This is a genomic window from Gaetbulibacter jejuensis, assembly GCF_039524015.1.
GTDB lineage: Bacteria > Bacteroidota > Bacteroidia > Flavobacteriales > Flavobacteriaceae > Gaetbulibacter_B > Gaetbulibacter_B jejuensis.
In genome coordinates this window covers 1-21,438 of record NZ_BAAAGF010000004.1, presented here as the reverse complement: position 1 = coordinate 21,438, position 21,438 = coordinate 1, and the positions used below count along the sequence as shown (strand labels likewise).

Sequence of the window (21,438 nt, the reverse complement as noted above, 5' to 3'; positions counted from 1 at the left end):
ATCCGATATCGTGTACAAAAAAAAGGATGAAATGCACTTTTTTTTTGATATAAATTACAAAAAAACGTTGTTATTTTTTCTTTAATTACTATATTGCGTCACTAAAATAAACTAGCTTACTTAAAAGTATGTATATGAAAAATGTATTTAACCTACGGATAATTTTAGCCCTAATGCTATCTTTAGCCATGTTTAGTTGTAAGAAATCTTCTTCGTCAAAGAACAGTTCTAGAGCCACAGGCTGGAACATCAACGACAAAAATGGAGGTTTTCAGTACAATACTAACTTTAAAGAACAAGAAACTGCTCCTGGATTAGTTTTTATAGAAGGAGGTACATTTACCATGGGTAAAGTACAAGATGATGTTATGCATGATTGGAATAATAGCCCAAACCAACAACATGTACAATCTTTTTACATGGATGAAACTGAGGTAACCAACATGATGTACTTAGAGTATCTTGATTGGATTAAAAGAGTTTACCCACCAGACGATCCTAACTTTAGACTTATTTATGATGGAGCTCTTCCTGATACATTAGTTTGGAGAAACCGTCTTGGATATGCTGAAATGATGACTGAAAACTATTTACGTCATCCTGGTTATGCTGAATACCCTGTTGTAGGTGTTAGTTGGATTCAAGCCGTTGAATTTGCTAACTGGAGAACAGATCGAGTAAATGAAATGTACTTACAAGATGCTGGTTATTTAAAAAGAGATTCTCACTTAACTGATACATCTGCTGATAGCAACTTTAACACTGACACTTATATTACTGCTCCAACTGAAACTTTTGGAGGTAACGAAGAAGTACTTAAAGGAGGTAAAAGAAAAGCTAGAACAGATGCTGAGGGTAACGAAATAAATGTTTACGCTAGTAGAGAAACTGGAGTAATTTCTCCAAAATACCGTTTACCATCTGAAGCAGAGTGGGAATATGCTGCTCTTGGGATGAGTGAATTAAGAAACTACAACACTTACAGAGGTAGAAAAAAATACCCTTGGAATGGTCAATACACACGTTCTGGAAAAAGAAAGTCTAGAGGTGATCAATTAGCTAACTTCAAGCAAGGAAAAGGTGATTACGGTGGAATTGCAGGATGGTCTGACGATGGTGCTGATATCACTGCGCAAGTTATGTCTTACGAAGCTAACGATTATGGTTTATATGATATGGCTGGTAACGTTGCAGAATGGGTTGCCGACGTATACAGACCAATTGTAGATGATGAATTTAATGACTTTAACTACTATCGTGGTAACGTTTATACTAAAAACGCAATTAATGATGATGGTACAGTTAAAATTGTAACTCCTGAAGAAGTAGTATATGATACTTTAAGTAATGGTAAACTTGTTGCAAGAAACTTACCTGGTGAAATTTTACAAGTTCCAGTTGACGAAAACGAAACTTACTTAAGAACAAATTTTGATACTAGTGACAACAGAAACTACAGAGATGGTGATGCTAGATCTTCTCGCTACTATAACGAAAGTTTTGACGAAGAAGAAACTGCTAATACTAGAAAAATGTATAACTCTCCAAAACATAATATTGAGAGAGACTCTTCAGGTAACTTAATTAAAGAGTACGACAAGTCAAACGACAGAACCTCTTTAATCAATGATAAAGTAAGAGTATACAAAGGTGGTTCTTGGAAAGATAGAGACTACTGGTTAGATCCAGCTCAACGTAGATTCTTCCCTCAAGATATGGCAACAGATTACATCGGGTTTAGATGCGCTATGTCTAGAGTAGGTTCAAAATCTAAAGGAAAAAACAAGACTAAAAATTAATTCTAGATTAATTTAAAAATACAAAGTCCTAGCAGTAATGTTAGGACTTTTTTATTACATTTAATTTATGAATATCACACAAATTTACAATTGCTTTCTTGAGTGTAAATCAGTCACTACTGATACTCGAAAAATCACAAAAAACTCAATGTTTTTCTCCTTAAAAGGTGAAAATTTTAATGGCAATACGTTTGCATTTGAGGCTATTGAACAAGGTTCAAAATATGCCATAGTAGACGAAAAAAAATACGCTATAAATGATAATATCATTCTTGTAGATGATGTATTAAAAACACTGCAAGAACTCGCAACATATCACAGAACCCAACTAGGCATCCCAATTATTGCATTAACTGGCAGCAACGGAAAAACAACCACAAAAGAACTTATTAATGCTGTTTTAAGTCAGCAATATAACACTACAGCCACATTAGGAAATTTAAATAACCATATAGGTGTTCCACTAACATTACTGTCAATGAATAATCAAACTGAAATTGGCATTGTTGAAATGGGAGCTAATCATCCTAAAGAAATAGCTTTTTTAAGCAGTATAGCATTACCTGATTATGGGCTTATCACTAACTTTGGTAAAGCTCATCTTGAAGGTTTTGGAAGTATTGAAGGTGTTGTTAAAGCAAAATCTGAATTGTACGATCATTTAAAACAGCATAACAAAACAATTTTTGTGAATGAAGATGATGTAAAACAAGTGAACCAAATAGAGAGTTATACCAATACCATAAAGTTTGGAACTACAAGCGATATTCTAAAAATTGAATTTATAGGTGCTCAACCTAATGTTGAAGTAAAATTAAAAGACATAAGAATTGCCAGCAACTTAACAGGAAAATATAACTTCAGTAATATTGCCTATGCAATTGCTATTGGAACTTACTTCAAAATTGAGAACAAAAACATTAAGAAAGCTATTGAAAATTATTTCCCTAAAAACAACAGATCTCAAGTAATTAATGTTGGTTCAAACGAAATTATCTTAGACGCTTACAATGCAAACCCAACAAGTATGATGGCTGCTTTAGAGAACTTTTTACAATACAAGAGGGATAACAAAGTATTGTTTTTAGGAGATATGTTTGAGTTAGGGTCAAATGCGCATAATGAACATCAAAACATTGTAAACTTCATTGAAGATAATTTCAATGCTAACACATATTTAATTGGCGAGAATTTTTACAGCACACAATTAAAAAACACTGATGGGTTTATAAAAAAGTTCAGAAATTTTAATGATTTAGCTATCCACTTTGACACTCTAACTTTTAAAGATAAGCTCATGCTTATAAAAGGATCTAGAGGTATGGCTTTAGAGCGAATATTAGACTTAATAAAATAAAAAAAGTGCCTATTGATATTATATAAATATTATAGACACTATTTTTCCCTTTGTAATTAACTAATAGCGATGTAAAATTCTTATTTTTTTCAAAGCTATACAATACTCAATTTGAGTAGTTTTTAATTAAAATAGGGTTTTATTCATTTTTAACATCCCAATAAGTTCTCCTGTTGACGTAATATTTAGTTTTTTTAGGATGTTCCGTCTATGTGTATCTACAGTATTAGGGCTTATATTTAGTTTTATTCCAATTTCCTTGCTAGAGTAATTCAAAACTAATAAACGTATAATATCACGCTCTCTATTTGTAATATCGTTAGTTAATAGTTTCTGAGAAAAGTTATTGAAATACTTGGTTTCGTACTCATCATTTTCATTTAAATATTTAGCCGTAGCTGTCACACCAAGCTTTACTCTTGAATCTACAACAGTATAATGAGCCAAACCTATTATAGGCTTCTTAAATGAATCGAACTCTAAAGGTGTAGTATTTTGAATAATGTTTACATACTCATCTCTTCCGTTTTTAAACCTATAGTTCCAGGTGTAACTCATTTTATGTCTTTCATCTTCTGAAATTTCATCAAGAGTGTACTCCATTAATGCATTTAAAGCTTGTAACCAATATTCAACGTCTTCTGGGTGTATTCTACTCCAATAATAACGCATAGCTTCTTGTTTCAGCTTTAAAGGGTCAATATGCAAACAAGAAAACATATTCTTACTAATGTATTCAAATCCTAATTCCTGTGTATTTGTAATACAGAAAAACGTAGAACTATGTGGTAAGTAAACATCAAGTTCAACAATCTTTTCAATGTGCTTTTCTAAAGTTGGACTATCGTAAGACTTAAAAATATCTTTGTAGAGGCTTTTAATATTTCCTAATATCATAAAACTTTAAGAAGAAGATTAGCTATTGTTAATTATTTGGATTATAAAAATAAGAAAGATAATGTAAATAGGGCTAAACTTTGAGGTATAAAAAAACCCTAGAGTAAATTCTCTAGGGTTTAATTTCTGTGGGCGCGAAGGGATTCGAACCCCTGACCCCTTGGGTGTAAACCAAGTGCTCTGAACCAACTGAGCTACGCGCCCTCTGTAATTGGATTGCAAATATAAATTAGTTTTTGATATCCCAAAAGCTTTTTTGAAAAAAATTTAAATTATTTCTGCAACAACAAAAGTACTTCCTCCAACATAAATTAAATCTTCTGGTTTTGCACTTTTTTTCGCGTTGCTTAATGCTTCATTTACACTAGAATACGACTTACCCGCAAAGCCATGAACTTTAAATGTGTGTTTAAGATTATTTTCATCTAATCCTCTTGAAATATTTGGTCTGCAAAAATAATATGTAGCTTTTTTAGGCAAAATTGCAATTATGGTTGATAAATCTTTGTCACTTACAACCCCAAAAACGATATGAAGCTTATTATAGACCTCAGTTTTTAATTGATTAACCACATATGTTAACCCTTCTTTATTATGAGCTGTATCACAAATTACTTTTGGAGATTCTTGTAAAATCTGCCATCTTCCTTTTAAACCTGTATTAGAAACAACTGAATTAAGTCCTAAAGCAATATTCTTTTGAGAGATATTAAAATTGTTTTGCTTTAGGATCTGTAAAGTTTGTAAAACGGTTTTTATATTTTTTTGCTGATAACTTCCTTTTAAGTCACTATCTAAAATTGAAGTTATATTTTGGTCTGCAAAATAAATTTCTGAATTATTGTTTTTAGCTGTTTCAGTAAAAACACTTTTGGTTTCAATTTGTGTTTCTCCAATAACAACAGGAATATTAGGTTTAATGATTCCTGCTTTTTCGACTGCTATTTTTTTTAATGTATCTCCTAAAAACTGCGTGTGGTCTAAACCAATATTAGTAATCACAGAAACGAGTGGTGAGATTATATTTGTTGAATCTAAACGACCACCAAGCCCTACTTCAATAATAGCTATATCAACTTTTTTCTTTGAAAAATAGTCAAAAGCCATCCCAACAGTCATTTCAAAAAAAGAAAGTGTATGTTGCTCAAAAAACGGTTTGTGCTTTTTAATAAAACTTATAACAAACTGTTTACTGACTTCTTTTCCGTTAATCTTAATACGCTCTCTAAAATCTTTTAAATGTGGTGAAGTATATAACCCAACTTTATATCCTGCTTCTTGAAGCACAGAAGCCAACATATGACTTGTTGATCCTTTTCCATTGGTACCACCAACATGAACAGTTTTAAATTTGAATTCGGGATGATTAAGATGTTCTGCTAAAACCTGAGTATTATGTAAATCTGCTTTATAAGCCGACTTACCTTGTCGTTGATACATTGGAAGTTGCGAAAACATCCAGTTGATAGTATCCTGGTAGTTCATATTCTTATTGACCTAAACTAAAATCAATTTTAACCCAGCCTATTTGTGTAGCTGGTGCTTTAGAATCTGCTTTCCATCTATGAGACAATGCAGTTTCTTTAGCAGCTTGATACAAACAAGCATCGCCTGTTGTTCCTCTTTTTCCTGGAATAGCTTTAATTACTTTACCTGAACGGTCAACATGAATTTCGACCACAACTCTTCCTTCTTCTTGACAATCTGGAATCACTTTATTATACGTCGCCGAACCTCTACCATTTAAACCGTATCCTTTTCCTCCATTACCACTTCCTGGGTCTCCAAAATAGCTAGGTGCATAAGGGTTACCATCTAGCTGTCCTTTATCTCCTCCGCTATTATCTGGTCCTTCGCCACCTGTTTGAGTGCCTTCGGAGTTACTTACACCACCTATTAAAGCATCAAGCTCCTTTTTCTTTTTCTCTTCTTCAAGTCTCTTTTTTTCTTCAGCTTGTCGTTTCTCACGCTCAACACGTTCGGCTTCTGCCTTAGCTTTTGCTTCAGCTTCTTTTTGCTTTCTTATTGCAATAGCTTCTGGAGACTCTTGGGTAAGTACATCTTCTGTTTTAGCAGAAGACGGATTTGTTTCTTGCGGTTGCGTTTCTTCTACCTTTGGTTGTTCAACAACTTCTCTTGGTTGCGATTTTACAGGTTCAGTTGGCTGGATATTTCCGCTACCAACTTCTGAATTTCCAAAATTAACAGCTACACCATATTCTTCTGGTGGATCCATATATGAATGACCAACAACAAACAGCAGCAAAATCAAAATCACTACAATTAAAGTTGTGATTTTTGCCGAATTACGTTCGTGTATGGTTTCAAAATATTTCATTAATTAGGTTTGACTGCCAAAATTACTTTAAACTTATTTCTATTAGCTATATCCATTACCTTTACCACATTATCTACAGGAACAGATTTTTCTGCTCTAAGCACAATGGTAGGTTGATCTTGTCCTGAAAGTGCTGATAGTAATTGATTTTCCAATACACTTTCTCCAACTAATTTTTGGTCTATATAATATCTTAAGTCTTTAGTGATACTAACAGCAACCGATTTTTTATTCTCGGTTTTTCCACTAGCCTTAGGCAATAGGATATCAATAGCATTTGTAGTCACTAAAGTAGAGGCCAACATAAAGAATATCAATAACAGAAATACGATATCTGTCATTGAAGACATGTTGAATTCTGGTGTAACTTTATTTCTTCCTCTAATATTCATTAAATAGGCTCGTTTAAGTGGTCTAAAAACTCTAGCGAATTGGCTTCCATTTGGTAAACAACTTTATCAGTTCTTACCACTAAATGGTTGTAAGCGATGTAACCAACAATACCTACAATAAGTCCTGCAACTGTTGTAGTCATTGCTGTATATAATCCATCAGCTAGAAGTTTAATATCAATTTGACCTCCTGAATTAGCAATTTCAAATATTGATAATATCATCCCAATTACTGTACCAAGAAATCCAATCATGGGAGCAGCACCTGAAATTGTAGCCAAAATACTTACGTTTTTTTCTAGGTTATAAACCTCTAAACGTCCTGCATTTTCAATAGCTGTATTAATATCTTCCAATGGTTTTCCAATTCTGGTAATTCCTTTATTAATTAATCTAGAAACTGGAGAGTTTACTTGAGCACAAAGCATTTGTGCCGAATCAATTTTACCATTAGAAACATGGTCTTTAATTTGATTCATAAAATTGGAATCTATTTTTGAAGCTGCTTTGATAGCAAAAAGTCTTTCAAAATAAATATAAATAGCAACAACTAAGAGTACAAATAATATACCTATAATTAGCATTCCTGCTGTACCACCACTAAAAATCAATTCAATGATAGAAAGCGTTTTTTCAACAGATTCTCCATCAGTTAAAACCTCAGCTTCTTCAGGAGTAGTTTGTAATAACATATTTAGCATAAAGTGTTAATTTTTTTTATAACGTTAATTTTCTACCTAAAGTATAAATTAAAATATAGTTCTTGTAAACATAAACGCAATTGCACCTACTAAAAACCCAACAAGCGCTAACCAAGATATTTTCTTTAAGTACCAGAAAAAGTCAATTTTTTCCATTCCCATTGCTACTACACCAGCAGCCGAACCAATAATTAACATACTTCCTCCTGTTCCTGCCGAATAAGCAATAAAGTGCCATAATTCGTTATCGATAGGCTCAGAGAACATACCCAAACTTGCAGCAACAAGCGGCACGTTATCAATAATTGCAGATCCAACTCCTAATAATAAAACTACTAAATCGGAAACGCCTTCATGGTGTAACTCAGTTCCCATCATAGGCATTTTGTCTTGTAGTGTAGTTGCAAAACCAAATAGGATACCTAAAGATTCTAATGCTGCAACAGCCATTAATATTCCTAAGAAAAATAAGATACTTGGCATCTCAATTCTAGATAATGAATGATGTACTGGACTGTGGTGTCCTTGATAATCTGCTCCTTCAGCATCTGCATGAGATAATGCAAATTTTGAGTTACTATAAATCTCAGCAAAAATAGCAACAACACCTAAAGCTAACATCATACCTACATATGGAGGCAAGTGTGTTACCGTTTTAAAAATTGGCACTGATACAATACCTCCTAAACCTAAATACAACATTGTTGAACTAAATTTGCTTTTAGGCTTGTCTTCTTTTTCGTCTTCATTTTCTAAATTTCCTTTAAAAGCAGGTAAAAACGAAGCAATAAATGTTGGTACCAACATACAAAGTAGAGATGGTACAAAAAGATATACAAATAAGTGACCAGTAGACACTTTCTTAGCAATCCATAACATTGTTGTGGTTACATCTCCAATTGGAGACCAAGCTCCTCCAGCGTTTGCGGCGATTATTATTAAACCAGCATACCATATCCTAACATCTTTATCTTGAATAAGTTTTTGAAGTATAGATATTAATACAATTGTAGCAGTTAAGTTATCTATAATTGCTGAAAGGAAAAATGCTAAAAACGCAAAAATCCAAAGCAATCGTTTTTTACTTTTTGTTTTTATAAATCCTTTGATAGTTGAAAATCCATCAAAATAATCAATGATTTCAACAATAGTCATTGCACCTAGTAAGAACACAAGAATTTCGGCTGTTTTACCTAAATGATGTAAGAGCGTTTCTTCCATCATGTGCATTTTGTCTTCGTGCTCTAATAATCCAAAATTATCTAGAAGAGCGTGTTTTCCTGAGTCGAACCATTGTGTGAAATTATCGATACCTAAAGCTATCAAAGCCCAACTTATGGCCATCATGACCAAAGCAGGAATAAGTTTATCGATTTTTAAATTGTGTTCTAGTGTAATAGCTAAATAACCTACTACAAATACTAATACAATTAGTGTTTCCATATTAAGTGTTATGTTATATAAGTTGACTTAAAGCAATCTCAAAAGCTGTTGCGCTTATACCAGTTTTTGATTTGTTGTTTTTATGTACGTTTTCTAATGCTTGTTTTATGCGGTTTGAGGTATCATTAAAAATGGCTTCGTCAGTCATTTGAACTTTGCGCTCCATAAAATAAGCAAAAACTCTTGCCATACCGCAATTTGAAATAAAATCTGGAATAAGACTTACTTTATTATCTGTATATTCCATAATTGGTCCAAAAAATATCTCCTTATCAGCAAATGGTACATTTGCGCCACAAGAAATTACTTCAAGGCCTGTATTAATCATATTATCTATTTGCTCTTTAGTAATTAATCGAGAGGCAGCACATGGTGCAAAAATCTCGGTTTCTAAAGCCCAAATCTTTTCATTCATTTCATCAAAAGGAATTAAATGATCGCTCACTAAAGTATTTCCAGACTTATTAGAATATAGCTGAGTAATTTCATCAAAACTAAAACCTTCTTCTTTTATTAATCCACCTACTCTGTCAATAATCCCTACTACTTTTGCTCCCATTTGCGCTAAATAAAAAGCTGCAGCAGCACCAACGTTACCAAAACCTTGAACAATGGCACGCTTACCAACAACTGAATCTTGGTGGATATCATAAAAATGACGAACAGCCTCAGCAACACCATAACCAGTAATCATATCAGCCACAGTATATTTTCTTGTTACATTAGGTGAGTATTTTGGGTTTTCAATAACCTTAATAACACCATGTCTTAACTGTCCTATTCTATTAATTTTATCGGCTTGTGTTGGTCTAAAATGACCTTCAAAAACACCTTCTTGAGGATGCCATACACCACTTTCTTCAGTGATAGGGATAACCTCATGTATTTCATCAACATTTAGGTCTCCTCCTGTACCATAATAACTTTTTAGTAATGGTGAAACGGCTTTATACCAACGTTCTAAAACGCCTTTTTTTCTTGGGTCTTGTGGGTCAAAATTAATACCTGACTTAGCACCTCCAATTGCTGGTCCAGAAACAGTAAACTTAACTTCCATAGTTTTTGCAAGCGACAGCACTTCGTTCATATCGAGTCCTTTTCGCATACGCGTTCCTCCACCAGCAGCACCTCCTCTTAAGGAGTTTATTACTGTCCAGCCTTCAGCTTCGGTTTCTGGGTCTTTCCAATTAAAAATAATTTCAGGGTCTTTGTCTTCGTACTTTTGAAGTAAATCTTTCATGTAGTTAGTTATTCTTCAACAAATATAAAAAACTAAAAATCCTTAAATATTAATTTTATAATAATTTTATGGATAATAAATCCTACCTGAAGAATGATCTTTTTTGGCTCCTGTTACACTTTTTAAACAATTAACTGCTCCTTTGAGTTTTAAAACTCCTAACAATCCAAAAATTAAAGCTTCTTTAAACTCAATAATCTCTTTTGAAGGCAATTCTATACTGTTTTTAGTTTTGGATACAATTAAGTCGAGAAGAAATTTATTGTATGCACCTCCACCACTTACTAATACTTTTGCATTGTGCTTGGTATTGATTTCTTTCGAAATTTGAATAGCTACATGCTCAGTAAATGTTCTTAAAATTGTTTCTATTGAAAGATTATACGCATCAATCATAGGGAAAATAAGTTGTTTAACCCATTCTAACCCCAAAGACTTTGGGTGACTCTTTGAGTAAAAATCTAAATCATTCAGTTGGTTTAACAACTCTGTATGTAATTTTCCTGATTTAGCAATTTGACCTTCATTATCATAATTAAAGCCTAATGGCTTAACATAGTGATTAAGCACAATATTTACAGGACAAATATCGTAGGCAATTCTTGTATCATCAATTTCAGTTGAAATATTAGCGAATCCACCAAGGTTTAAGCAAAAGTCATAATCAGAAAACAGCAACTTATCTCCAATAGGTACCAAAGGCGCTCCTTGGCCTCCAAGTTCAACATCTTGCATTCTAAAATCGCATACAACAGTATGCTGTAAAAGTTTTGAAATTTTTGGTAAGTTCCCAATTTGGTAAGTCATACCGCTTTGAGGTTGATGCAGTGCTGTATGACCATGAGAGCATATAGCATCTACAGTTTCAATATGATGTTTTTTAATAAACGAATTAATGACCTCTGCTAAATATACAGTGTAACCATCATCGATGTCTTTTAATTCTTGCTTAGAGTTTGAAACCAAATGTTTCAAAGTATTTTCCCAATACTGAGTGTAAGAAACAGTTTCGGTAGTATAAATAGTATAAGTCCATTTTTCATCAAAATTGAACTGTACATATATTAAATCGATACCATCTAATGATGTACCAGACATTACACCTATAACTTTGAATGTTTCTTTTATCATATATGGTAAAAATAACAATCATTATTGAAAAAATGCTAACAAAAACTTATCTTTGACATCATTTTTTAACAAATCAATAATTTTATCACTACATATGGATTTTAATCTTACAGAAGAACATCTAATGATTCGCGATGCTGCTCGCGATTTTGCTCAAACCGAATTATTACCAGGAGTAATTGAACGTGATGAGAAACAACAATTTCCACAAGAACTTGTTAGAAAAATGGGAGATCTTGGTTTTATGGGAATTATGGTTGACCCTAAATATGGTGGAAGCGGAATGGATGCCATATCTTATGTGCTTATAATGGAAGAGTTATCAAAAATTGATGCTTCTGCTTCGGTTATGGTTTCTGTAAATAACTCATTGGTGTGTTATGGACTTGAAGCTTATGGTAGCGAAGAACAAAAACAAAAGTACCTTACTAAACTTGCCACTGGAGAATTTATTGGTGCATTTTGCTTAAGTGAACCTGAAGCTGGTAGTGATGCAACTTCTCAAAGAACAACTGCTATAGACATGGGAGACCATTACTTATTGAATGGTACTAAAAACTGGATAACAAATGGAGGTCGTAGTGATGTTTATTTAGTGATTGCACAAACTGATAAAGATAAAGGACATAGAGGTATTAATGCTTTTATAGTTGAAAAAGGTATGCCTGGTTTTGATGTAGGTCCTAAAGAAGATAAATTAGGTATTAGAGGAAGTGACACACATACATTACAGTTTAATGATGTAAAAGTGCCTAAAGAAAATAGAATTGGTGAAGACGGGTTTGGTTTTAAATTCGCTATGAAAACATTATCTGGTGGTAGAATAGGTATTGCGTCTCAAGCTTTAGGTATTGCTTCTGGAGCTTATGAGTTAGCACTTAAATACTCTAAAGAACGTAAAGCGTTTGGCACTGAAATTTGCAACCACCAAGCCATTGCTTTTAAATTAGCAGATATGGCTACCGAAATTGAAGCTGCTAGAATGCTTGTAATGAAAGCTGCTTGGGATAAAGACCAAGGCAATAACTACGACATGTCTAGTGCAATGGCAAAATTGTATGCTAGTAAAGTTGCAATGGAACAAACTGTTGAAGCGGTTCAAATTCATGGTGGAAATGGTTTTGTAAAAGAATACCATGTTGAACGATTAATGCGTGATGCTAAAATTACTCAGATATATGAAGGTACTTCTGAAATTCAAAAAATTGTAATTTCGAGAGGTGTTATAAAAGGATAAATTATTTATAATATATATTTTAGAAAAGGCTGTTTGAAAAGACAGTCTTTTTTGTTTTTATTATTTCACCTGCGATTCTTCCTTTTTCTTACAAAGAAAAAACTTAGTAAGCTACCTACTATTTTTTTAGCTTCCAATATTTAACAATACAAGTAAAACTACTTTATGTTACATATATTGCATATTGTGTTACAATAGTTATATCATTTAGTGTCAAGCATATATAATTTTATGCCGTATAAACAAAACACTAATTATTTATGAAAACACAATTAACTATTTATACATTGCTTATTTCGTTTTTTTCATTAGCTCAAGTAGGTATTAATACTGACACTCCAAATCAAGCTTTGGATGTAAATGGAAAAATAAAGATTGGAAATGACGGTACAACTCCTACCGAAGGTACTGTTCGTTATAGTGCAACTGGTGACTTTGAAGGTTATACTGCTAATGGCTGGACAAGCCTAACAACATCTGAAAATAATATTTTCCCAAACCAAGGGACTGCTGTTTATGGATATAGTTTTGCTATTTCCCCTGGGTCATTTAACCAACTTATATCTATTGAAAGGTTTGATGATCTTTCAAGTTTAACTTCTATTCCAAATGATAAGTTCTTATTAGTAACTTCAATAGTAATTGAGCCTAATGGTTTGAATGCTTCTGGAAAGTTCGAAGCAACAATAGGAAGAGCTCCTGGTGGATTTATAAGTCAATATAGTGCAATACGGCTCAATGGAGAACCTAAAAGCAGAATTTACCAAGACCCTTATGGTATATTGATGGTTGTTAGAGGTGGAGAAGTATTGAGAATATCAAATGAAACATCTTCAGACTTTTCAATAAATGTAAAAATTAGGGGCTTTTTAGTTGACTCATTATAGCTTATTATTTCAAAAATATTCAAAGCAAAAAAATGAAGATATTACTAACCATATTACTATCATCAATATATCTAAATGCGTTAGGGCAGAAAGGTCTTTATGTTAACTCAGGAGCTTATCTTTTTAATGATAATACTAGTATTACTATTAAAAATGGAAGCTTTGTTAATGACAACAATGTAGTTTTAAATGGAGGTTCAATATTAATGCAAGGTTTAGATGGCAACTCTTACAGTTTAGAGTTCAACACCCCAAATACAATTAATAATTTAGAGTTATATGGTACGTCAACTTTTTCCCTTTCGGGAACATTAATTGTAAACAGCGAGCTTAAATTTAATGATATGGCAAACTTTCATCTTAATACTGATAGCCATATAACACTTTCTTCAAATGCTAAAATAATAGGAGAATCTAACTCAAACACTATTACTGGCGAAAACGATACTTATATTACAACAACAAGAAATCATACTGCAGGAGAAACCAACACATTTGGGAATATTGGCTTAGAGGTTTTTAATGGAACAGAGTCTATGGGAACCACTGAAATTTTTAGAAGGTATGGTAGTATAAATATTGATAGCAATACTGCTGTAAACCGATATTATGAAATTAATCCTACAGTCAATACTAATTTAGAGTTAGATGTTTATTTCTATTTATTGGATGTAGACCTTAATGGACTAGAAAGATCAAATTTAGCGGCTTTTAGAAGCACAGACAATGGTAATACATTTACTAATGAAGGCGGAACAGCTGGAGAATCATATCATTCTTTAACAAATATTAATGCTTTTTCATTATGGGCATTTGCAGATTCAGCTGTATTGAATCTAGGAAATGCTGGCAACCCAATTGAAACTATTCAAATATTTCCAAACCCAAGTAACAGTTTAGTTACAATAAAAAATATTAAAACTATAGATGTTATTTCAATTGAATTAACCAACCCCCTAGGACAAAAGTTTAACATAGAATTGTTAAATGAAAATTCGTTTTATGTTCAAGACCTTTCTGAAGGGATATATCTGTTAAACATTAAATCAAAAACAGGAAACACAACAAAGAAATTGATTGTAAAAAAATAAAAAACTTACAACCCATAAAAACCAATCAAAAGTTGATGGGCTTTTATAGAATAATATAAATATCTAAAACCAAGCAAATTTCATTATATTAGTAGAGTTAATAGCATAAAATCTCCCCTAAAAAAATTAATCTATACAGTAGTTTATGACGTTATGGAGATACAAAACCGTTGACAATTTCATTGTTATTTTTCTAACAGTGTTATACACACTTTTTTGTAGCGGTCAAGAAACTATAACCGAAAAACCATTTTCTTTCAACACATTAACCATTAATGATGGTTTATCGCAAAACAGTGTTATAAGTATTGCCCAAGATAGCATAGGTTATTTGTGGTTAGCTACACAAGATGGTTTAAATAAATATAACGGTAAAAGCTTTAAACACTACGACAAGCAATTTGAAGACATTACAAGACCAAATTTTAGCAAGCTTGGTAAAATATATATAGATAAGCAAAATCGATTATGGATTATTACTAACTCAGGAAATCTAGAACTTTACAATCCAAAAACCGATACTTTTAAGCATTTAGAACGTTTTAATAATGTTAGTTCAATCTTTCAGGATAAAGCACTTCACAACTATATAGGAACCTACGGTAAAGGACTCTTCAAAATTGATACTACAACTAAAGACACGCTACAAGTTTTAAACGACCATGACAAACTCAAAACCATTTATGAGTTTATAGAAACTGATACTGCTATAATAGCTGCAGCTTCAGGAGCTGTATTTCAAATTAACAACAACACATACAATGAGATTAATGTTGAATCGCACACTAACGCAAACTTTAGTGCGCTTACAAAAGATAAAGACGACAATATATGGCTAGGAACTTTTGGACAAGGACTTTACTTAAAAGAAAACAACAAAGTGTCTTTTATAAAATACCAACATTCGCAATTACCAAATGACCTTAACATTGAAGACTTACTTATAGACAGTAAAAACAGATTATGGATTGCCACTTATGGCAATGGTGCTTACCTTCTTAATCTTGAAAATAATACTGTTACAAACTTTAAAGCAGACAAAAACAACCCTTTTGCCATACATTATAATGACATCTTATGTTTATACGAAGACGCTACAGGAGTGATTTGGCTAGGTTCTGACGGAACTGGAGCGAGCTATTATGATGCTCACCTCATAAAATTCAATGTGCTCACAAATAATCAAGTCCCTAAAAATGTAAATGTAGATGTGGTTAGAAGCATAAGTACTGATGTAAATAATAATTTATGGATAGGTACATCTGGTAAAGGGCTTACACATATCAACTTTAATAATAATGAATATAAAACATATACCATTAACAACTCTTCAATTGCTAGCGATAGAATAATAAGTTTACTCTACAACAACAATAAATTGTGGATAGGTCACCAAGGATTTGGTTTAAATATCAGAACCGATTCTGGAGACTATCACTCATTCCCTGAAATTTCAAATCTTACAATCTGGAGAATTATAAAAGAGAACGATAATCAAAGTTGGTTGTGTACCGAACGTAATGGTATTATTTTATTCGATATAGATAAAGGTATTGTTAAGCAATTCAATACTGATAATTCTACCCTATCAACAAATGACATTAAAACAGCTATAAAAGGCAATGAGCACACACTTTGGATTGGTACTGATGATAAAGGGTTGTATAATTTAAATTTAAAGACTAATGAAATAACCAATATCAAATCCTTAAATGACAAAATAAAATCACTGCATTATGACAATGAAATCTTATGGATTGGCACAAATGGTAAAGGTTTAAAAAAGTATAATACTATAAACGGATCATTAGATGTTTACAACAAAGTTGATGGTTTACCAAACAATGTGATTTACGGTATACTACCAGATAAAGAAAACAACTTATGGTTGAGCACTAATTATGGTATAAGTAAATTAAACATTAAGGATACTATTTTTGAAAACTACAGCAACTATGATGGTTTACAGGCTTTAGAATTTAACACTGGAGCTTACTATAAAGACGAAAACGAAAACTTATATTTTGGAGGTCTTGAAGGTCTCAACTGGTTTAACCCTAACCAACTTACATTTAACCCAATTAAACCAAAAACCATTATTTCTAAGTTTGAGATTTTTACTGAAGGTTATCCTTTAAAACAAAACTCAACCTTTAAATTCAATCAAAATACTGTAACCTTTACATTTTCTAGTTTACATTTCTCACAACCTGAACGTAACCTTTATAAATATCAACTCGTAAATCATGATGAAAATTGGATTAACTCAGAAAACAATAATTCAGCACATTACACCAACCTACCTCCTAACGATTATACATTTAAAGTAATATCAAGTAACTATGATGGTGTATGGAATACTACACCTGCTACATTTACTTTCACAATACTACAACCTTGGTATTTAAGCAAGCTAGCTATTGTTTGTTATGCACTACTCTTTTTAATTAGCATGTATTTGTTATACAGGTATTTTAAATGGCGTTGGCACATGAAAATGCAATTACAATTTGAACATAATGAAACCGAGCGCTTAAAAAAATTAGATGAATTTAAAACCAGGATTTACACCAATATATCTCATGAGTTTCGAACACCATTAACACTTATTTCTGGTCCAATCGAAAAACAATTATCTAAGTCTAACCTAACAGAAGATGATAAGAAAGAACTCTCTTTAGTTCAAAACAACTCTAAACGATTGTTAAACCTAGTCAACCAATTACTAGACCTATCTAAGTTAGAATCAGGAAACTTAAAACTCTCTGTTTCTAAAGGAAATATTACAGCATTCCTCAAACAAATAGCAGCTTCTTTTGAATATAAAGCTAAAGACAAAAACATACATTTTTCACATAAAATTCAATCAATTCCTGAAGCTTGGTTTGATAAAGATGTTATCGAAAAAATCACCACCAATTTACTTTCTAACGCAGTAAAATATGCTCCAGTAAACGGTCAAATTTACTTTGCTGCAATCGAAAAAAACGGTCAAATTATTATCACAATTATTAATAACGGAAATACCATTTCTAGTAAAGAGTTAAGCAAGCTATTTCAAAGGTATTACCAAAACAACAAAAATGCTGATGGTGTAGGCATTGGACTTTCGTTAGTGAAAGAACTAGCTATTTTATCACATGGAAACATTGTAGCGCACACCATGAATACAGATGATATTCAGTTTACGGTGACTTTACCTATTGAGCGTTCTTTTTATAATATTTCTGAAATAAACGAAGACACTAAAACTGTAAATGATGAGCTTGATACAGTCATAGAAACTCCAGAAACTTCTGAAGAACAAGCTATTAATAATTCTAAGGACAAACCAATTTTATTAATAGTTGAAGACGATAAAGATATAAGAGAATTTATAAGTTCAATTTTTAAAAATGACTATGACATTAAAGAAGCTCCTAATGGTGAAAGTGGCATTAAAAAGGCCATAAAATACATTCCTGATATTATCATTAGCGATATAATGATGCCTAAAATTGATGGTATTGAACTTTGTAATACTTTAAAAAAAGACGAAAAAACAAGTCATATTCCTATAATTCTACTCACAGCTAAAAGTGGTGACGAAAATGAAATAAAAGGATTAGAAACTGGAGCAGACGATTATATTGTAAAGCCTTTTAACAGTAACAAACTTAAAATACGTGTTGAAAAGCTTATAGAGCTAAGACAAAAACTACAGTCAAGATATAGCGCTCATTTTGAACTCAGCAGTATAAGTACAACTCCTGTTGATCAGCAATTTTTAACTAAACTAAAAACTATACTCAACGATTATATTATCGACTCGTCATTTAACTCTAATGTTTTATCTAAAAAAATGGCTATGAGTAGAATGCAACTACACAGAAAACTAAAAGCTATAACAGGATTTTCAACAACCGAGTTCATCCGTAACGAACGCTTAAAGCTAGCGGTTAACCTTTTAAAAGACTCTGACTTAAACATTTCTGAAATCGCATATCAAGTCGGTTTCAATACACCTTCCTATTTTATAAAATGCTTTAAAGACGTTTATAAGTCTACACCTTCAGAATTCACTTCAAATCAATAAATACCAACAACTTTACGACATATGTTACATAGTTGATATAGTTTGTTACATAATTGACATCAAACTTTTTATTCTCATCATAACTTTACAAAACAAACAATGTATCCCTTTAATACATTTTGTTGACCTCTCAATTAATAGCGTCTAACTAAGCACTGTAGTAATGCTAAAAGAAAAACTATTAGACGAAGCTAATAACGACCAGAATATTTATATAAGCATAGACCATTTAAAACATGGTAACTATATCATAAATATAATGCTAAACGATAAAGTTGTTAAATCTATAAGAATCAATAAAAAAACATCATGAAAACAAAACTCATTTTTATAACATGCGCATTTTTACTTTGCGGAATAAATGCCGAAGCACAGCTTTTAAAAAAACTAAAAAAAAGAGCTGAACAAGCAGCAGAACGTACCATCCTTAATAAAACAGATGAAGTAGTATCTAAAAAAACTGAAAAAACTATTGATGATGCAACTTCAAAAAAAGAAAAATCTGATAAAAAAGAAGATGAAGATACTAGCGAACTCGAAGCATCAAACACAGCTTTAACTAAAAATACTGAAGCTAAAAAAGCATTTTTCAAAGAAGATATTATCATAAAAATGCACGAAAATGGAAACTTAAACCAAACTCAGTTTTTTGATGCCAATGAAGTAGCTGTTAGAATGGAAGATCCAAAACAACCTAAACCTGGTTTCATTGATAGTGAAGGTTATATGTATGTATACAGCGAAGGCGAATACCAAAAAACAGGAATTGTAGCACTTCAAAGTCAAGGTTTGATGGCTCCTACTATGATGATTGAAGCCTATAAACTACCACCTGAGCCCTTTATGGCTCAATTTGAAAAACAGCAAGATTTAGGTGTGACTGCTAACCCTTTCAATGGAATTGTAGAGTTTGCATTCATATATAAGCCAGATGATTTTAGGTATGATGATTTTAATGAAACTACCCAAACGTTAAGAGGTAAAACGTTTACTAAGTTTGAGTATTTAAACGAACCTGGTTATGAAGGTAGTTACGTTCTTTTTGATGACCAAGACAGATTAGTTGAAATCTACACTAAAACATCAGAAGAAGCTGAACTTATTGATGGCTTTGGTTCACAAGGACAAGCCGGTGAAAGTTTAATGGTATATGATTACAAACCTGTAGAAGTCAAACTGCCTCAAGCTAGAGAAGTCAAAACCGTTGGAGAGGGACTTATGGGAGGCGTTATGGAAAACATTGTTAAAGGAGGAAATACCGAAAACACCAACATAGATGACGATGATTATGATAGCAGTAATAATAAAGGAAGTGTAAAATCGGCAAGAAGATCAATAAAAAATCATAAAGTAACAGTTAATGATTTACCTGAAAGCTATGACTTTAATTGGCAACTTGAAACAGAAATGACCTTAAACACAAGAAAGAAAGAGACCATAATGATGGTGTTTTTAATTAATGAAAGCGCATCGTATCAAGCTACAAAAATGACTATGGGAAATAACAAAAATACAGGAACTACAACTATGCTGTTTGACATGGACTTAAGCACAATGGTTATGTTTATGGATGCTCAAGGCACTAGTTTTTTACAAATGTATCCTATACCAGAAGTTAAAACCTCTAAAGAGAGTTTAGATAATTATAACATAAAAAAGTTACCAGCTAAAACCATTATTGGTTATACCTGCGAAGGGCTACAATTTGAAGATGATAGGTATATAATGAAAATGTACCACACATTAGATGCAAAAATAAAACTTACAAACTTTTTGAATTTTGGTTCTCAAAAACCATCAGATTTTCCTGATATGGACTCGAGGGTGTTAGATCAATTCTCTAATGGTTTAATTTTAGAAATGGATATCATTGATAAAAAGAAATCTAAAAACAACGTAAACATTATTGCTAAAGCATTAAACCAACAAAAGACATCTATAAAAAAAGCTAATTACAAAACTATGGATTTATTTTCAGGTGCAAGGATGAAAAAAAACTAAGTTTATAAAATTCAAATATGAAAACAATACTTTTAAAAAGACTAATACTAGTTAATATTACTATAGCTGTTATAAGTTCTTGCAGTGAAAATTCAAAACAAGGCAACACTTCTACCAAAATTAAAACTGTAAAAAACACCATAAAAACTATTAGTAAAACTGAAAGTTTATTAGAAATAACACCAATTACAAATGAGGCATTACAAGATTGGTTCCCTAAGCAATTAATGAGTTTACAAAAAACTACAACTAGTAATGCCCCAATGTCAACACATGGTATTAATGGAGCAATTGCCGATTATGATGGAAATAATAAAGAAAAAATAAAAATCACATTATATGATTGCTCAGGTGAGAAAGGAGTTTTGCTTTTAAGTCAATACTCGTTTTATAAAAATATGTCTGTAGATAACGAAAATGATTACAAAATTGAAAAATCATTTAATAAAAGAGGTATGGAAGGTATTGAAGCCTATGATAAGAACAGACAATATTCTGACATTTCCTTTTTATATAATGATCGGTTTGGTGTAAACATTAAAGCTTATAATATGAATAGAGAATCCGTTTGGGAATCTATAAATAATTTAAAGTTTGATGAATTGCTTAAATAAAAACAATTTTATAAATAAAACTTTAACTATAAAGAGGCACTCAAACTTTATTTAGTTTAATTGTTAATTAGATAAAGAACCACTATTAATCCATTAAGAAAGCTCTATAAAACAAAAAAAAAGCATTCATAAAATTATGAATGCTTTTCTAAAAAAGGCGATGACCTACTCTCCCACTGTTGCAGTACCATCGGCGCTAACGGGCTTAACTTCTCTGTTCGGAAAGGTAAGAGGT

At 31.9% G+C, this 21,438-nt stretch carries 17 protein-coding genes, 1 tRNA gene and 1 rRNA gene; 9 read left to right on the top strand and 10 right to left on the bottom strand.

The features are described 5' to 3' along the window. Nucleotides 1-128: 128 nt before the first annotated feature. Together gldJ and ABD011_RS12085 are read left to right on the top strand one after the other, a co-directional pair. Nucleotides 129-1,799, top strand: a complete 1,671-nt coding sequence (gene gldJ, locus ABD011_RS12090) for a gliding motility lipoprotein GldJ (protein WP_129761494.1) — start codon at nucleotides 129-131, stop codon at nucleotides 1,797-1,799. A gap of 67 nt (nucleotides 1,800-1,866) precedes the next feature. Then, nucleotides 1,867-3,156 carry a UDP-N-acetylmuramoyl-tripeptide--D-alanyl-D-alanine ligase gene (locus ABD011_RS12085; RefSeq protein WP_343798592.1) on the top strand — a complete coding sequence of 430 codons (1,290 nt, stop codon included), beginning with the start codon at nucleotides 1,867-1,869 and terminating at the stop codon, nucleotides 3,154-3,156. A 126-nt stretch (nucleotides 3,157-3,282) separates the two neighbouring features. On the opposite strand, the gene ABD011_RS12080 is transcribed toward ABD011_RS12085, so the two are convergent. The 9 genes from ABD011_RS12080 to ABD011_RS12040 all read right to left on the bottom strand — a co-directional run bounded on the left by ABD011_RS12080 (nucleotide 3,283) and on the right by ABD011_RS12040 (nucleotide 11,298). Beyond that, nucleotides 3,283-4,053 (bottom strand): response regulator transcription factor, encoded by a 771-nt coding sequence (locus tag ABD011_RS12080; RefSeq protein ID WP_343798590.1) that lies wholly within the window; start codon nucleotides 4,051-4,053, stop codon nucleotides 3,283-3,285. A gap of 129 nt (nucleotides 4,054-4,182) precedes the next feature. Continuing rightward, nucleotides 4,183-4,257, bottom strand: a tRNA-Val gene (locus ABD011_RS12075). A gap of 63 nt (nucleotides 4,258-4,320) precedes the next feature. Beyond that, the gene (locus ABD011_RS12070; RefSeq protein ID WP_343798588.1) at nucleotides 4,321-5,538 is read right to left on the bottom strand and encodes a bifunctional folylpolyglutamate synthase/dihydrofolate synthase; all 1,218 of its coding nucleotides are present in this window, start codon (nucleotides 5,536-5,538) and stop codon (nucleotides 4,321-4,323) included. Between the two features lie 4 nt (nucleotides 5,539-5,542). Continuing rightward, a complete protein-coding gene (locus tag ABD011_RS12065) occupies nucleotides 5,543-6,391 on the bottom strand; it encodes an energy transducer TonB family protein (protein ID WP_343798586.1) in 849 nt (282 codons plus the stop codon). Beyond that, a complete protein-coding gene (locus ABD011_RS12060; RefSeq protein WP_129761499.1) occupies nucleotides 6,391-6,783 on the bottom strand; it encodes an ExbD/TolR family protein in 393 nt (130 codons plus the stop codon). The genes ABD011_RS12065 and ABD011_RS12060 overlap by 1 nt, the downstream gene beginning before the upstream one ends. Next, nucleotides 6,783-7,475 carry a MotA/TolQ/ExbB proton channel family protein gene (locus tag ABD011_RS12055; protein WP_131508040.1) on the bottom strand — a complete coding sequence of 231 codons (693 nt, stop codon included), beginning with the start codon at nucleotides 7,473-7,475 and terminating at the stop codon, nucleotides 6,783-6,785. The genes ABD011_RS12060 and ABD011_RS12055 overlap by 1 nt, the downstream gene beginning before the upstream one ends. A gap of 57 nt (nucleotides 7,476-7,532) precedes the next feature. Further along, entirely contained in the window at nucleotides 7,533-8,927 is a 1,395-nt protein-coding gene (gene nhaD, locus ABD011_RS12050) for a sodium:proton antiporter NhaD (RefSeq protein ID WP_129761500.1), read from the bottom strand. A gap of 13 nt (nucleotides 8,928-8,940) precedes the next feature. After that, entirely contained in the window at nucleotides 8,941-10,167 is a 1,227-nt protein-coding gene (locus ABD011_RS12045; protein ID WP_343798582.1) for a Glu/Leu/Phe/Val dehydrogenase dimerization domain-containing protein, read from the bottom strand. Between the two features lie 66 nt (nucleotides 10,168-10,233). Further along, nucleotides 10,234-11,298 (bottom strand): anhydro-N-acetylmuramic acid kinase, encoded by a 1,065-nt coding sequence (locus ABD011_RS12040; RefSeq protein WP_343798579.1) that lies wholly within the window; start codon nucleotides 11,296-11,298, stop codon nucleotides 10,234-10,236. 94 nt (nucleotides 11,299-11,392) lie between these two features. On the opposite strand from ABD011_RS12040, the gene ABD011_RS12035 reads away from it, so the two are divergent. The 7 genes from ABD011_RS12035 to ABD011_RS12005 all read left to right on the top strand — a co-directional run bounded on the left by ABD011_RS12035 (nucleotide 11,393) and on the right by ABD011_RS12005 (nucleotide 21,203). Further along, the gene (locus ABD011_RS12035; protein WP_131508600.1) at nucleotides 11,393-12,535 is read left to right on the top strand and encodes an acyl-CoA dehydrogenase; all 1,143 of its coding nucleotides are present in this window, start codon (nucleotides 11,393-11,395) and stop codon (nucleotides 12,533-12,535) included. A gap of 260 nt (nucleotides 12,536-12,795) precedes the next feature. After that, nucleotides 12,796-13,422 (top strand): hypothetical protein, encoded by a 627-nt coding sequence (locus ABD011_RS12030; RefSeq protein WP_343798577.1) that lies wholly within the window; start codon nucleotides 12,796-12,798, stop codon nucleotides 13,420-13,422. Between the two features lie 32 nt (nucleotides 13,423-13,454). Continuing rightward, nucleotides 13,455-14,513 carry a T9SS type A sorting domain-containing protein gene (locus tag ABD011_RS12025; protein ID WP_343798575.1) on the top strand — a complete coding sequence of 353 codons (1,059 nt, stop codon included), beginning with the start codon at nucleotides 13,455-13,457 and terminating at the stop codon, nucleotides 14,511-14,513. Between the two features lie 145 nt (nucleotides 14,514-14,658). Continuing rightward, nucleotides 14,659-18,588 carry a two-component regulator propeller domain-containing protein gene (locus ABD011_RS12020; protein WP_343798573.1) on the top strand — a complete coding sequence of 1,310 codons (3,930 nt, stop codon included), beginning with the start codon at nucleotides 14,659-14,661 and terminating at the stop codon, nucleotides 18,586-18,588. Nucleotides 18,589-18,751: 163 nt separating this feature from the next. After that, the gene (locus tag ABD011_RS12015; RefSeq protein ID WP_343798571.1) at nucleotides 18,752-18,901 is read left to right on the top strand and encodes a hypothetical protein; all 150 of its coding nucleotides are present in this window, start codon (nucleotides 18,752-18,754) and stop codon (nucleotides 18,899-18,901) included. After that, the gene (locus ABD011_RS12010; protein WP_343798569.1) at nucleotides 18,898-20,589 is read left to right on the top strand and encodes a DUF4412 domain-containing protein; all 1,692 of its coding nucleotides are present in this window, start codon (nucleotides 18,898-18,900) and stop codon (nucleotides 20,587-20,589) included. Before ABD011_RS12015 ends, ABD011_RS12010 begins: the two co-directional genes overlap by 4 nt. 17 nt (nucleotides 20,590-20,606) lie before the next feature. After that, on the top strand, nucleotides 20,607-21,203 hold the full coding sequence (locus tag ABD011_RS12005; RefSeq protein ID WP_343798567.1) for a hypothetical protein: 597 nt from the start codon (nucleotides 20,607-20,609) through the stop codon (nucleotides 21,201-21,203). 152 nt (nucleotides 21,204-21,355) lie between these two features. Here the strand turns inward: ABD011_RS12005 and rrf are convergent. Continuing rightward, a 5S ribosomal RNA gene (gene rrf / locus ABD011_RS15775) occupies nucleotides 21,356-21,438 on the bottom strand; the annotation flags it as partial.

What these genes read in the sequence shown, in the direction of transcription:
- gldJ (WP_129761494.1), top strand. Translation starts at nt 129, where the DNA reads ATGTATATGAAAAATGTATTTAACCTACGGATAATTTTAGCCCTAATG.
- ABD011_RS12085 (WP_343798592.1), top strand. Translation starts at nt 1,867, where the DNA reads ATGAATATCACACAAATTTACAATTGCTTTCTTGAGTGTAAATCAGTC.
- ABD011_RS12080 (WP_343798590.1), bottom strand. Translation starts at nt 4,053, where the DNA reads ATGATATTAGGAAATATTAAAAGCCTCTACAAAGATATTTTTAAGTCT.
- ABD011_RS12070 (WP_343798588.1), bottom strand. Translation starts at nt 5,538, where the DNA reads ATGAACTACCAGGATACTATCAACTGGATGTTTTCGCAACTTCCAATG.
- ABD011_RS12065 (WP_343798586.1), bottom strand. Translation starts at nt 6,391, where the DNA reads ATGAAATATTTTGAAACCATACACGAACGTAATTCGGCAAAAATCACA.
- ABD011_RS12060 (WP_129761499.1), bottom strand. Translation starts at nt 6,783, where the DNA reads ATGAATATTAGAGGAAGAAATAAAGTTACACCAGAATTCAACATGTCT.
- ABD011_RS12055 (WP_131508040.1), bottom strand. Translation starts at nt 7,475, where the DNA reads ATGTTATTACAAACTACTCCTGAAGAAGCTGAGGTTTTAACTGATGGA.
- nhaD (WP_129761500.1), bottom strand. Translation starts at nt 8,927, where the DNA reads ATGGAAACACTAATTGTATTAGTATTTGTAGTAGGTTATTTAGCTATT.
- ABD011_RS12045 (WP_343798582.1), bottom strand. Translation starts at nt 10,167, where the DNA reads ATGAAAGATTTACTTCAAAAGTACGAAGACAAAGACCCTGAAATTATT.
- ABD011_RS12040 (WP_343798579.1), bottom strand. Translation starts at nt 11,298, where the DNA reads ATGATAAAAGAAACATTCAAAGTTATAGGTGTAATGTCTGGTACATCA.
- ABD011_RS12035 (WP_131508600.1), top strand. Translation starts at nt 11,393, where the DNA reads ATGGATTTTAATCTTACAGAAGAACATCTAATGATTCGCGATGCTGCT.
- ABD011_RS12030 (WP_343798577.1), top strand. Translation starts at nt 12,796, where the DNA reads ATGAAAACACAATTAACTATTTATACATTGCTTATTTCGTTTTTTTCA.
- ABD011_RS12025 (WP_343798575.1), top strand. Translation starts at nt 13,455, where the DNA reads ATGAAGATATTACTAACCATATTACTATCATCAATATATCTAAATGCG.
- ABD011_RS12020 (WP_343798573.1), top strand. Translation starts at nt 14,659, where the DNA reads ATGACGTTATGGAGATACAAAACCGTTGACAATTTCATTGTTATTTTT.
- ABD011_RS12015 (WP_343798571.1), top strand. Translation starts at nt 18,752, where the DNA reads ATGCTAAAAGAAAAACTATTAGACGAAGCTAATAACGACCAGAATATT.
- ABD011_RS12010 (WP_343798569.1), top strand. Translation starts at nt 18,898, where the DNA reads ATGAAAACAAAACTCATTTTTATAACATGCGCATTTTTACTTTGCGGA.
- ABD011_RS12005 (WP_343798567.1), top strand. Translation starts at nt 20,607, where the DNA reads ATGAAAACAATACTTTTAAAAAGACTAATACTAGTTAATATTACTATA.